Raw genomic sequence first — 12,766 nt, 5'->3', positions numbered from 1 at the left:
AGCTTAGTCTCATTAAGCATCAGCTTAGTCTCATTAAGCATCAGCTTAGTCTCATTAAGCATCAGCTTAGTCTCATTAAGCATCAGCTTAGTCTCATGAAGCATCAGCTTAGTCTCATGAAGCATCAGCTTTCTCATTAAGCATCAGCTTAGTCTCATGAAGCATCAGCTTAGTCTAGCAAAAGCGTAGTTTCGTTTGACGATAGGTCAAATTGTTTTGAGGAAGGGATAGCCCACGTTCTTCCATCATTTCAACTAAATCACGAAAACTGATGCTATACCGTAGGTACCATCTCACGGTTAATAAAATAATATCCGGTTGAGAATGTTTCCACTTGAATAGATTTTTCTCTTCCATACCAATCACATCCTTTTTTAGAGTACTAGTATCAGTATGTCCAAGTTTAGCAGGTCATTGACAAGCGTTTTGGAGTGTTTGCATCAGAACCAAAAAAACTTTATCTGAAGTTCACATTACTCCGTAAATCAAAAAGACGAATCTGCATCATTTTGCAGATTCGTCTTTTTTCTTCGGCATTTCAATCGGGATAAAGATCTTTGAAAAACCAACGCAAACATATTTATAATTCTCTCCGCCTAAATCAAACTCGGTCGTATAGGTTGAGAAGAAAATATAATCATTTCGCTTTGTATAATGATCGATTAATAATCCAACTTGTGGCTCAACATACTTATTTGCCAGTTTTTTACCCGCCGATGCTAAGTCGCCAAGTAAACCCTCTTTATTTTCTTTCTCAACCTCGTCTAGCTTCTTACTCACATCATTACGCTTCATAAATTGTTTTGCTGCCCAATCTGTATATTCTCCCTTACTCGGATTACTGTTTGCTAAATAAACTAAGAGAACAACCGCTAGAGCCATAATAATATACTTTTTCTTCATGATATATCACCGCCTACTCTTTTCTCTTTTCATATATATGTACAAGCGCTGCAAATTAGAAAGACTATCATCTATTGATTGTAAACGAACAATAAAAATTTACAATACGCAACAGAAGATTAATAGAGACTTCTCACAATTCGCATATAGTTATATTGGGAATAAAAATTATATACGGGAGGATTTAAATTTATGGATAATGAAAATGATATTTTTATTTCTAGTTCTACAATGATGATCGAAATTTATAAGTACCCTTATTACCGCACAAAAATCATCAACAGTAGTGGAAGCCACCTACACTCATGCCAAACAGCTCTCCAACTCATAAAGAAATCCTGTCTAACACATGTTCATTCTACTTATCAAGGTAGACGTGCTGCAGTCCAAGCAAAATTTAATTTCAAACAAAATGTGCCAATTCCAATTAATCATAGAGAATATATTTGTACTTTTCCAACAGAATCTCCTTCGTCCCCAAACTGTATATGGTTGTTCTACAACCGTATACAGGATATAGAAATTTTCAAAAAAACTAAACAAGCTAAAATTTATTTTTCAAACGGAGCTACCGTAACGATACAAATCAGTTCCCATAAGTTAAGTCAGCAATTATGGAAAGTCGGATATGTATTATCCCGAATGAACATGCAAGATTCACTACACTTAAAAAACTTTATGCCACATTTACTACCTTAAAATGAATAGAATGGAAGGTAATATTTTTCATGCCTTCCATTCTACTTATTATTTTTATCCCTTTATACTATCTCGCATTTTCTCAAGCGCCTGTCGATATAACCATCTCGTTTGATAGTACGTCATCCCCATTTCATAGGCTATCTCTCCCATCTTTTTCCCTACAAAGAATCGCTCTGAAATAATGTGCCTCTCTCTCATTTAACACACTTATAAAATCTTGTGCTCTTGTTCCCACATCTTCAAATTCAAATCGTTCATCATACTCTCTAACACACACATACCTTTCATAAGCATGCCAAAGACCTATTAAACCACATTGATAATATTCTTCATGATCTTGATAAATATTTAATCTCTTTATTTGATTTATAATCATACCTTCATACAAAACAACCGTATCTGCAAAAGTCACTGGCTTCACACAATACCCATTTCTAAAAGGTATACCTCTCTATTATTCCGCAGTACCTCTACAATATAAGAAGAGAAAAGAATTTTCATTGTAGTTAATTTCAAATGCTGTTGCTGGAATTTGAAATAGGGGTAAAAATAAAAAGGTGACTCTCAGAAGAGTCACCTTTTCAAAATAATATGTTATGCACCAAAATCAGAGAACATGCCGCCTAACATACTAAACCCAATTGTAAGGATAAAGAATATAGAAATTAAAATTATTGCTTGTTTTTTACTTAAACCAGCAACGATATGCAAGCCTAAGCCAGTTAAAATTAAGCTCCAAATGTTAAAGACTTCAAATGCGGAACCAATGCCATATGCAATTGTTCCTTGTTCAAATAAAGGCCCTAAACTTGTATATTTATCAGCACCATTCCCACCAAGAATATATCCTAAAGCTACATTAAGAAGACTACCAACATAAAAGACAACATTGGCATATATATAAATAGATAATATCTTCATATATGGAGTATCATTGCTCATAAACATCATAATAACTTTATAAAATCCTGCTACCACAAAAAGACCAACAGCTGTTCCAACTAGACCTCCAATAGCTCCAAATCCAAGTGTAGTCCACTTCATTATCCCCGTCGCATCATCCTTAACCAGCTTCGCTAGCTCCGGAGTATTAAGTAACCCTAAATAAGCTACCGCTGCTGATAAGATTGTCCCCATTAAAAGAAATAAGAAAAATCCTCCCCAGACTGGGCTTTTCGTCTTCATTCTCTCAAACTGTAAGCCTGGAGAAGTAACCATTCCAAATAATGACGGCTTCTTCGCACCTTCATCTTGCGTATTAATATTCATTTCCATTATAACGCCTCCTTCTATTTATATCCCGTTCTAACGGGCGGTTCACTTCCTCACATAGAGGCTACGAACCGCCCACTAGAACGGTAATGTGTAGTAGAGAGTCCCTCTCTACTACAACTTATTCATAACGTAGTGCTTCAATCGGATCTAACTTCGCAGCTTTGTTTGCTGGAATTAATCCGAAAATAATACCTAGTGTCATAGAAAACAGTACGCCTCCAACAACAACTTCCCATGAAACGAGCGGTGGCCATTTTGCGAATGTAGAAACGATATATGCCCCACCATATCCAAGACCAATTCCGATTAAACCACCTAGAAGCGTTAACATAACGGCTTCAATTAAAAACTGTAATAAAATTTTACTACGCGTTGCTCCAAGTGCTTTACGTATCCCAATTTCACGCGTACGCTCCGTTACAGATACGAGCATGATGTTCATAACTCCAATACCACCAACGACTAATGAAATACCAGCGATACCGCCGATGATCATCGTCATGATATTAGTAACTTTAGAAACATTTTCTTGGAATTCTTTTAAATTCACCAGTTCATATTTACCTGGAATTTCACTTGGCTTACGACTATTTAATACATCAACAGCTTGTTTCCCAGCGGATTCTAAATCGTCTACATTTTTAGCTTGAATTGCGATATTTTGAATATCATCTGTTCCGTATAAAACAGGCCATAACGTAAGGGGGATTAACGCTTCTTCCATTTCAAATCCCATAAACTCATTATCAGATCTATACACACCAATAATTTGCATTGGCTGCCCCTTCATCTCAATAATTTGTCCAACTGGGTTTACGTCCTTAAATAAAGTCTCTTCTGTTTTTGTACTAATCATCACAACGTTATTTGCATGAGAAATATCTGATTCATTTAAAGTACGTCCCTTTACAACCTTTACTTTATTAACTGCAAAATATTCATTATCAAGACCAATAACATTCAGATTTGCTTTTTTATCATTTACATCAAGCACCTCTGAATTCTGGTTTGTCGTAATAACGTGTGAAACATCTTTCACTTGTTTTACTTCCAAAATATCCTCTTCAGTTAACTTTGGTATTTCAAATCCACCCATAGCAAACTCATCATTAATATCTGGTTTAAATTGAATTGGCATAAGGTTATTACCGCCAGAACCTGCGAATTTCGACTTCAACATCGCTTCCCCGCCTTGCCCAATGGCAACGACAGTAATAATAGAACCTACACCAATGATAATACCGAGCATCGTAAGAGCAGATCGCAATTTATGAGCTAAAATAGAAGATAAGGCAATTTTTATACTATCTAGTAAACTCATACTGCACACCTTCTATCTTCTGTAACTTTCCCGTCTCGCAGTACAATACGGCGGGAAGAATAAGCCGCAACCTCTTCTTCATGCGTAACCATAACAATCGTCGTACCTTCTGCATTGAGCTTCGTGAAAATGTCCATAACTTGCTTACCAGACTTCGTATCAAGCGCACCTGTCGGCTCATCGGCCATAATGAACGTTGGATTATTCGCAATCGACCTCGCAATAGCGACACGCTGCTTCTGTCCACCTGATAACTCATTCGGCAAATGATGAACTCTGTCGGATAAACCAACTTTACCAAGTGCTTCCAAAGCCCTTTGACGACGCTCTGCTTTCTTCACGCCACCGTATACGAGCGGAAGTTCAACATTTTCTACTGCTGAAAGACGCGGCAGCAAATTAAAATGCTGGAACACAAAACCGATATATTCATTACGAATTAAAGCAAGCTTTGACTCGTCTGCTGTTAAGATATTCACATCATTCAGCATATATTCGCCTTCTGTTGGACGATCTAAACAACCAATAATATTCATAAGTGTTGATTTACCAGAACCAGACGGTCCCATAATAGAAACAAACTCACCGCTCTGAATTGTTAAACTAATACCATGTAAAATCGGCACTGCCAATTTCCCTTGATAATATGTTTTAGAAATATTATTTAGCGTAATCATTTCTCTTTCACTTCCATTCCGTCATACACGTTGTCGGAAGGATTTTTAACCACCTTTTGCCCCACTGTTACGCCTTCAATAACCTCTGTCCAATCTCCATCATTCGCACCTTTTTTCACATTTTTCTTACTAAGCTTTCCTTTTTCTTCGATATAAACAAATGCATCTTCGCCTTTTTCTACAATGCTCTTACTTGGAACAGCAATCATCGTCTTATTCTCTAAATTTACTTGTAAAGAAACGTGATAACCTGGAGATAAACCATCTTGGCTATCAAGACTTGCCTTATATGTATATTGAGACATATTTTGAGTTCCCTCACCAGCAGCTTGAGCCATCTCCGCACTCGTTGGGAATTCACTTACTTCTGTAATTTTACCTGTCCACTTCTTCTTATTATTTGCTTTCGCAGTTACAGTAAACGTTTGATCCTTTTGAATTTGTGACTTTTGAAGTTCTGTTAAAGTCCCTTGAACTTGGAACGGATCTTTAGAAGCTACTTGTAAGAATGCTTTTCCTTGACCACCTAAAGCTTGGGATGAACTTTGCGCTGCATCTTTATCTAACTTCTGTACAACACCAGCAAAATTACTATAAATCGTAAGTTCTTTCTGTTTTTTATTTAACTCTTCTTTTTGTAACTTTCCTTTTTCCTTCTCAAGGTCAGTTGTTTTTTGTGTCATTTCTAATTCACTTACTTGCTCTTCCATTGGGTCTGTTACTTCTTTCCCAGCCCCGCTATCTTTCACCTTCTTAATTTCTTTCTTCAACGAATCAATCTTCTTTTTCCCTTGATCATAACGCATATCAGCCATCTTCTGATCAAGCTCAGCTTGCTTCATTTGCAGATTAATTTCTTCATTATCATAAGAGAATAATTTCGTTCCCTTTTCTACCTCTTGTCCTTCTTTCACTTCAATATCTTTCACTTTTCCTTTAGTCGGATCTGCATAGAAACTTTCAATATTCCCTGGCTTCACCTGACCAGAAATTAATTTCGTATTATTAAGCTTACGCTCTGTCACTTTCTCAAAACTTACAGCATCTGTCTTCGCTGTGCCTTTCTTCTTACCTTGCATAACAAAAATATTAACTGCTGCAACAATAACAATTAGTGCAATAACCCCGATAATAATCCATTTCTTCTTCTTATTTGGAGTACGAACCGTATTTGGTAACATATTCTCTCTCCTTTTATATCTTATAGTTTAATAGATATTTAATTGTATAAAACTTTCTGAAAATAAATATTCCACTTACATTGTTACACTCATTTTACAAAGTTTTACACAATCATTTATATTGTAACAAAAATTCCAATGATTAGAAATATGACATCTTATCTTTTAAGATAGTTTTAAGGAAAGATTATCCTATAAAAAAAGCGATCCAAAATAATGATTGGATCGCTTTTCCGAATAAACTATTATGCCACTTTAGGACCTTTTCTCTCATGTCCACGTTGAACGATGAATAAGAAGATTGTTGATAAAATACCGCCCGCTAGTAGTAAGATGAAACAGCCATCCCAGCCAGAACGATCAACAATAACACCAATTGCTGCGTTTGCTACAAGACTTCCTCCTACATAACCGAACAAACCACACATACCAACTGTTGTACCTACTGCAAACTTCGGCACTAATTCCATTGCACTTAAACCGATTAAGAATTGTGGTACGTAAATTAAACAACCGATAATAGAAACTGCAATACTTACAACAAGTACGCTAGATGCTTGCCAATATACAACCGTACCTATAACAACTCCGGCCATACTAATAATACATAATGGCATACGTTTCCCTTTAAATAATTTATCACTTAAAAGACCAACGATTAACGAACTTGGAATTGCCATACCTTCAAAGATCGCGTATGCAGCATGTGCTTCTGCTTTTGAAAAACCTTTAACTGTTGTTAAATAAAGTGGAACCCAGTTAATAACACCGAAACGAATTAAGTAAACAAATGCATTCGCAATACATAAATACCAAACGAACTTATTTTTCACTACATATTTCATTAAAATTTCTTTTGGTGACATCTTGTTAGCATTATCTGCTTTTTCAAGATTTTCATAGTCATTACGATACTCATCAATCGGAGGAAGACCTTCCGATTCTGGTGTATCCTTCGCATTAATCCAAACAAGAACTGAAATTACCATTGCGATAATAGCTGGGAAAATAAACACGCCGCCTTGCCAATGGTTTTCACCGAAAATACCTACACCGATTCCGACAAGTGGTGGTACAAGCATTCCGCCAACGTTATGTGAAATATTCCAAATACCTGTTTTCGTACCACGCTCTTTCTTCGAGAACCATTTTGTCATAACGATACTACAAGGTGGTGCTCCCATACCTTGTACAATACCGTTCAGGACAAGTAATGTAACAATCATTCCAAATGAATTTGCAAATCCGAAGCAGATATTTACAAGCCCTGATAAGAATAATCCGACTGCGATAAAGCGCTGGGCAAAAGCTTTATCTGATAAATTCCCCATAAAAAACTTACTAAATCCATAAACAATTGCCATTACTGAACCTAGTAGTCCAATTTGAGCTGTACTAAAACCATATTCTTGTACTAAATACGTACTTGATAACGTAAAGTTACTACGAACTAAATAATAAGCAGCATACCCAACTGAAATTCCAATTAGTACACGAATACGCAGTAATGTATATACTTTAGCAATCATATCCGCTGGTAATCTCTCAATTGCAGGTGCTGGCTTAAGCCATTTAAACATATTTTTTCGTCTCCTTTTCTCACTTTTGAGAGAGACGCTGTCTATTCCATATCTCGATTATTCCACTATTTGATATATTTTGGTTCGTCCTTCTAACTGGCTGGCCTTCTATTTCTTTCTCGTTCTTCGCAAACATCGTTGGTACACCAAACGACACTTTTTCTAGAATATGCCCCGCTTCTTCTGATAAACAATAATCAATAAATAAATCCGCAATAATACCACTCGGCGCACGTTTTAGTTTTGAAATCGCATTGACAGACAAACCTGTTTGCTCAGGTACGTTACTTAAAATCGGAAAGCCTTGTTTTTGAAGCATTCTCTGATCTCCCACGAAATTAATGCCTATCATATATTCACCGCTCGCTACAAGTTCCGCTGGCATATAACCATTCACCGTTACTTCACCAACTTGCCCTGCAAGATTCTTTACATACGCTTTTGCCTCTTCTTCACCTAAAGTATCAATAAGTGATTGAAACAGCGTATATGCTGTACCCGAAACGTTTGGATCTGGCATGACAATCTTTCCAGTGTACGCAGAATGTAATAAATCTTGCCACCTTGATGGATACGGCAGACCAAGCGGCGCTATTTCTTCGTTCCACCGCTCTTTATTAATTGCGATTGCCAATTTCTCCACTTCGTAACCGTACCAATAACCATCTTTATCTTTAACAGTTTTTGAAATACGATTCGCATGCTGACTTGTCACAGGAATAGAAAGATTCTTTTGCTTCATCATTTGATGTGCATCTACTGTGCCACCAATAATAATATCCGCTTTCGGATTTCCAGATTCTTCTTCCACTCTTCGAAGAAGTTCTTCTGTCGAAAGACGAATAAATTCATACGTACATCCACGCGGTTTACAAAATGATGAAAGCAAAGCCTCACCAACCTCCTCACGAGCTGCTACATACGCAACGAGATGACGATCATCCAAAATAGGGAGACCACTTTTATTATATTTAATAGAGGTTGTATCTCGAGAGCAACTAGACATCGCTCCTCCGATTACTAGCAAAAAGAAGAAAAAGGCTACCTTTCTCATGACACATTCTCCTTTACAAAGAAATCTGCTAGGGATCCTTTCATATACATGACATTCCCGTTATTATCACCGAGATATTGCACAACAAAATACGATGGATACACAGAAATCGTAAGAATATCTTCTCGCTCATTCTTAATACGCTTACCTGTTTTATAAGCAGTAATATAAGCGATAGGATCCTTCTGCGATTGCAATAACTTCTGAATTTCTCCGTAATCTGTAATTTGTTTTGCGTATCGAATAGAATCAAATATTTGCGTAAGATTTGTAGTACGTATTACATCCCCTTGCCTCACTACAACTTCCTTTGCCTCTGCAAAGAAATTGCTAATGCGCTCTGGTGTATAATACAGACTTAACAAATACGTTTGAAATGCTGAGATCATCGGATCCGTGCCATTCTTTCCGTATACGTTCGCCTCATACTGGAACAAGTCACCTACTGCAAAAGTACGTTTATGTCCATTCAAGTACGTTACTTCTCCAGTAAATACTTGTTCTTGGCTCTTAGCTTCTCTCGGCTCTATTCGAATTCGGTCAAAGAATGAAACAATCGTATGCAAACGAACTTCATCCGTTACAACAATTTCTCCCCACTTTTCATGCCTTACTTTCACTTCAGTAGGAAGAGATTCATTCACTCTTTGTAAAACAACCTGCTTGTCATCCACAATCCTGATTCGGTTATATATTTGCTTCTCAATAACATAAAACAAAATAAGAGAAACAATAATACAAAAGACAAACATAACAATTTGAAATGATAGCCTTTTCATTTCTGCCTACCTCCAAGATAAAAAAACGTTGTTTCGAAAATACCGCATAATTGTTTCATAAATGTATCATTTAACCGCTTTCAAGTTTTTTATGTCTTCCATCCGTCTCGGAAGTAAAAATGTAATAAATATTGTAGTCCCCATCTCTTCGCTGCTCTCAATTCGCATACTTCCGCCCTGCTTATTCATAATCTCCTGACAAATATACAAACCATAGCCATTCCCGTAACTAGAAGGAAGTACCTTACCTCCTGGAGACTCATTCCACTCCGCAAGCACACCTTCATCTATACCGATACCATCATCATGAACAAAAATCTTCGCCTCATGCTCATTTACAATTACATTCATACGAATTTGCGAGGCATCACTATATTTAATCGCATTATCAAGCACATTTAAGAAAATTTGCTTCGTCTTATCAAAATCCGCAACGACATGTACATCCGTTAACTCATTTATAACTTCAATTTCAAACTGCTGCAAGCGAGGTCTCACAATCGAAATTGCCTCTTCAGCCAAATCCTTAATATTCACAACCGTAGGTGACACTTCAAACGTGCTCGTCCCATACTTCGAAGATTTAAGTAATTCTTCTACAAGTGATAATAGACGCTCACTTTCTACAGTCACATAACGGAGACTCTCCTGAACATCTTCCTTCGATTGTAACTTCGGAATTAAATCGACATAACCGATAATCGCTGTTAGCGGTGTTTTCAGCTCATGTGTAATTCGGTCTAAGAAATCTTTCTGCTTCTCTTTTTCTTCCTTCAGTTGCTTAATGTGCAGTTCAATTCCATCAGCCATCGCATTAAAAGATGCTGAAAGCTGCGCAATTTCCACATACTCATTTAGCTCAATTTTACTTTCATAATCTCCATTCGCAAGCCGATGTGCCATTTGCCTTAATTGATCAATTGGTTTATGAAGAGACTTCGCCAAACGAATCGCAAAGAAAATACCGGCAGCCACTAAACAAAGAGACGTCATTAAAAACGTCCAACTCACATTTGTTAAAACTTCCTTCTCATCCGTTAGCTCATTTATGAAACGAATGCTCCCAATGACATCGTTTCCATAATAAACCGGACTTGAAAACAAAAGAATTGGAGCTGGTTCTCCCTCCTCGAAAACATAAGATTTCTTTCCCTTCAAAGAACTCTCAATGTCGATATTTCGATGAAGTAATGCTCCCTTTTGTGTATCTGCCACAACATCTCCATTCTTCCCAATCATCTGCACACGGACATCCATTCGCTTTGCTAAATAAGAAGCAATTAAAAGCGAATTCGGACCTAGCGTCTCGACTTCCGCTTCCTTCTCTAAATAATTCATCGTATAAATTTGTGCTTCCACACTTAATTTCTCTAAGGAATCTGCCGCATTATGATACACATTCTTCTCCAGTGCAATATACACAACTGCATACAAAAGAACAAGAATTGGAATCAGCAATCCAACTATTCCAAACACCATATTTCGTTTTAAAGACATATCATCACCTTTTAGCAATCAAGCTTATATCCAACACCATAAATCGTCTTAATATACTCCCCACTCTTCCCGAGTTTCTTCCGAAGTCTTTGCACCATAATATCAACCGCTCTCGTATTTCCGATATACTCAAAGCCCCATACTTTCTCAAGTAACTCATCTCTCATAAACACACGCTGAGGATTCGAAACAAACAACTGACATAAATTAAACTCTCGATACGTTAACTGAATTTCTTGCCCACTCACATGTACCTTTCTTTCCTTTGGACAAATTACCAATTCTCCTGCTCGAATCACCCCATGATTAGAAGACACTTCCTCCTTCTTTACACGACGACTCATATTTTTCACACGAAGAATAAGCTCCGCATAATTAAAAGGCTTCGTCACGTAATCGTCTGCACCAAGCTGCAGACCAAGCAATTTATCATTCATCTGACTCTTCGCTGTCAGCATAAGGACCGGAATATCACGATCCTTCTCTCGGAATAAACGTAATAACTCATACCCATCCGTATCAGGAAGCATCACATCTAAAATGAGTACATCTGGCTGCTCATTCCATTTCTCTAAAGCTTCTCTCCCGTCAGCTGCCGTCAATACTTCATATCCTTCCATCTCTAACTGCATCCGAATCAAATTACGAATACTCGATTCATCATCAACTACAAGTATTTTCATCATTCTCCTCCTTCCATCCTGTATTATAGTACAGTTTAGTATAGCAAAAATCATACAAAAAAAGAGAGGGTATTGTCGAACATATGTTGAACGACGATCCCCTCTCTTTTTTATTTTTACTTACTTCTCATAACCATGAGGTTTCTTCTGATGCCAATTCCACGCATGCTCAATAATTGTCTTCACATTTACATGCTCAGGATTCCACCCTAACTTCTCTTTCGCCTTTTGAGAAGAAGCTACTAAACGTGCTGGATCTCCTGCTCGTCTTGGTGCAATCTCTGCTGGAATTTCATGATTCGTAACTTCACGAACTGCATCAACGATTTCTTTCACACTGAAGCCATTACCATTCCCTAAGTTATAGAAATCACTTTCCCCGCCATTTTGTAGATCCTTAAGTCCAAGGAAGTGTGCTCCTACTAAATCATCAACATGAATATAATCACGGATACAAGTACCGTCTGGTGTATTATAATCATCACCAAACATCATAATCTTCTCACGTTGACCTAATGCAACTTGTAAAACAAGAGGTATTAAGTGTGTCTCAGGGCGATGATCCTCACCAATAATGCCACTTGGAGTTGCACCAGCTACATTAAAGTATCTGAAAATCTTATACTTTAAATTAGAAGCTTGGCTATACCAATGAAGCATCTTTTCGATCGCTAACTTCGTCTCTCCATACGTATTCGTTGGATTTGTTACCGTCTCTTCAGTAATAAGATCAACATCTACCTCACCATAAGTAGCCGCAGTAGAAGAGAAGATAAACTTATCTATTTTGAACTCATCCATTACTTCTAGCAAGCAAAGTGCACCATACACATTATTATTATAATATTGAAGAGGTTTCTCCATACTAACGCCAACTAAAGAATCAGCTGCAAAATGCATAACCGCCTCAATATTTTCTTGTTTAAAAACATCTCTTAGAAAACCTTTATCACGAAGGTCCCCTTTATAAAACTTTGCACCCTCTGTAATCGCATCTTCATGCCCAGTTTGTAAATTATCAACTACTACTACAGATAGGCCTTCATCTATTAATTTTTTTACAGCGTGAGAACCGATGTAACCAGCTCCGCCACATACTAAAATTGAAATCATG

At 37.1% G+C, this 12,766-nt stretch carries 12 protein-coding genes and 2 pseudogenes; 1 reads left to right on the top strand and 13 read right to left on the bottom strand.

Going from position 1 to position 12,766, the window contains the following annotated elements; genetic code table 11:
- Positions 1 to 207: 207 nt before the first annotated feature.
- Both MR071_RS13220 and MR071_RS13215 read right to left on the bottom strand, forming a co-directional pair.
- Positions 208 to 357 (bottom strand): annotated as a pseudogene (locus tag MR071_RS13220) (IS6 family transposase); the annotation flags it as partial.
- A gap of 147 nt (positions 358 to 504) precedes the next feature.
- A complete protein-coding gene (locus tag MR071_RS13215) occupies positions 505 to 903 on the bottom strand; it encodes a DUF4359 domain-containing protein (RefSeq protein WP_025147131.1) in 399 nt (132 codons plus the stop codon).
- 192 nt (positions 904 to 1,095) lie between these two features.
- On the opposite strand from MR071_RS13215, the gene MR071_RS13210 reads away from it, so the two are divergent.
- On the top strand, positions 1,096 to 1,602 hold the full coding sequence (locus tag MR071_RS13210; RefSeq protein WP_105585677.1) for a competence protein ComK: 507 nt from the start codon (positions 1,096 to 1,098) through the stop codon (positions 1,600 to 1,602).
- A 54-nt stretch (positions 1,603 to 1,656) separates the two neighbouring features.
- Here MR071_RS13210 and MR071_RS13205 read toward each other — a convergent pair.
- The 11 genes and pseudogenes from MR071_RS13205 to galE all read right to left on the bottom strand — a co-directional run bounded on the left by MR071_RS13205 (position 1,657) and on the right by galE (position 12,765).
- Positions 1,657 to 2,026 (bottom strand): annotated as a pseudogene (locus MR071_RS13205) (sigma factor-like helix-turn-helix DNA-binding protein).
- A gap of 173 nt (positions 2,027 to 2,199) precedes the next feature.
- On the bottom strand, positions 2,200 to 2,880 hold the full coding sequence (gene yknW, locus MR071_RS13200) for a YknW family membrane protein (RefSeq protein WP_105585678.1): 681 nt from the start codon (positions 2,878 to 2,880) through the stop codon (positions 2,200 to 2,202).
- 118 nt (positions 2,881 to 2,998) lie between these two features.
- Entirely contained in the window at positions 2,999 to 4,201 is a 1,203-nt protein-coding gene (locus MR071_RS13195) for an ABC transporter permease (protein WP_000054366.1), read from the bottom strand.
- On the bottom strand, positions 4,198 to 4,878 hold the full coding sequence (locus MR071_RS13190) for an ABC transporter ATP-binding protein (protein ID WP_070143032.1): 681 nt from the start codon (positions 4,876 to 4,878) through the stop codon (positions 4,198 to 4,200). Before MR071_RS13190 ends, MR071_RS13195 begins: the two co-directional genes overlap by 4 nt.
- Positions 4,875 to 6,059 carry an efflux RND transporter periplasmic adaptor subunit gene (locus tag MR071_RS13185; protein WP_242236346.1) on the bottom strand — a complete coding sequence of 395 codons (1,185 nt, stop codon included), beginning with the start codon at positions 6,057 to 6,059 and terminating at the stop codon, positions 4,875 to 4,877. The genes MR071_RS13190 and MR071_RS13185 overlap by 4 nt, the downstream gene beginning before the upstream one ends.
- 245 nt (positions 6,060 to 6,304) lie before the next feature.
- On the bottom strand, positions 6,305 to 7,639 hold the full coding sequence (gene pgtP / locus MR071_RS13180) for an MFS transporter (protein WP_105586020.1): 1,335 nt from the start codon (positions 7,637 to 7,639) through the stop codon (positions 6,305 to 6,307).
- A 19-nt stretch (positions 7,640 to 7,658) separates the two neighbouring features.
- A complete protein-coding gene (locus tag MR071_RS13175) occupies positions 7,659 to 8,693 on the bottom strand; it encodes an ABC transporter substrate-binding protein (RefSeq protein ID WP_242236344.1) in 1,035 nt (344 codons plus the stop codon).
- Entirely contained in the window at positions 8,690 to 9,472 is a 783-nt protein-coding gene (locus MR071_RS13170) for a DUF3919 family protein (protein ID WP_105586022.1), read from the bottom strand. Before MR071_RS13170 ends, MR071_RS13175 begins: the two co-directional genes overlap by 4 nt.
- Positions 9,473 to 9,538: 66 nt before the next feature.
- On the bottom strand, positions 9,539 to 10,969 hold the full coding sequence (locus MR071_RS13165; protein ID WP_105586023.1) for a HAMP domain-containing sensor histidine kinase: 1,431 nt from the start codon (positions 10,967 to 10,969) through the stop codon (positions 9,539 to 9,541).
- An 11-nt stretch (positions 10,970 to 10,980) separates the two neighbouring features.
- Positions 10,981 to 11,652 carry a response regulator transcription factor gene (locus MR071_RS13160; protein ID WP_078213850.1) on the bottom strand — a complete coding sequence of 224 codons (672 nt, stop codon included), beginning with the start codon at positions 11,650 to 11,652 and terminating at the stop codon, positions 10,981 to 10,983.
- Positions 11,653 to 11,772: 120 nt separating this feature from the next.
- Positions 11,773 to 12,765, bottom strand: coding sequence for a UDP-glucose 4-epimerase GalE (gene galE, locus MR071_RS13155; protein ID WP_105586024.1), 993 nt, complete (start codon positions 12,763 to 12,765; stop codon positions 11,773 to 11,775).
- Position 12,766 lies beyond the last annotated feature (1 nt).

Source organism: Bacillus cereus group sp. BfR-BA-01316, from assembly GCF_022664195.1.
GTDB lineage: Bacteria > Bacillota > Bacilli > Bacillales > Bacillaceae_G > Bacillus_A.
The sequence above is the reverse complement of the archived record's forward strand: the minus strand, read 5'-3'. Positions and strand labels throughout refer to the sequence as shown.

Bases quoted from the DNA above. Each gene is read 5' to 3' on its own strand.
- MR071_RS13175 (WP_242236344.1), bottom strand. From the start codon at position 8,693: ATGAGAAAGGTAGCCTTTTTCTTCTTTTTGCTAGTAATCGGAGGAGCG.
- MR071_RS13185 (WP_242236346.1), bottom strand. From the start codon at position 6,059: ATGTTACCAAATACGGTTCGTACTCCAAATAAGAAGAAGAAATGGATT.
- MR071_RS13190 (WP_070143032.1), bottom strand. From the start codon at position 4,878: ATGATTACGCTAAATAATATTTCTAAAACATATTATCAAGGGAAATTG.
- MR071_RS13210 (WP_105585677.1), top strand. From the start codon at position 1,096: ATGGATAATGAAAATGATATTTTTATTTCTAGTTCTACAATGATGATC.
- MR071_RS13165 (WP_105586023.1), bottom strand. From the start codon at position 10,969: ATGTCTTTAAAACGAAATATGGTGTTTGGAATAGTTGGATTGCTGATT.
- MR071_RS13215 (WP_025147131.1), bottom strand. From the start codon at position 903: ATGAAGAAAAAGTATATTATTATGGCTCTAGCGGTTGTTCTCTTAGTT.
- yknW (WP_105585678.1), bottom strand. From the start codon at position 2,880: ATGGAAATGAATATTAATACGCAAGATGAAGGTGCGAAGAAGCCGTCA.
- pgtP (WP_105586020.1), bottom strand. From the start codon at position 7,639: ATGTTTAAATGGCTTAAGCCAGCACCTGCAATTGAGAGATTACCAGCG.
- MR071_RS13170 (WP_105586022.1), bottom strand. From the start codon at position 9,472: ATGAAAAGGCTATCATTTCAAATTGTTATGTTTGTCTTTTGTATTATT.
- MR071_RS13160 (WP_078213850.1), bottom strand. From the start codon at position 11,652: ATGAAAATACTTGTAGTTGATGATGAATCGAGTATTCGTAATTTGATT.
- galE (WP_105586024.1), bottom strand. From the start codon at position 12,765: ATGATTTCAATTTTAGTATGTGGCGGAGCTGGTTACATCGGTTCTCAC.
- MR071_RS13195 (WP_000054366.1), bottom strand. From the start codon at position 4,201: ATGAGTTTACTAGATAGTATAAAAATTGCCTTATCTTCTATTTTAGCT.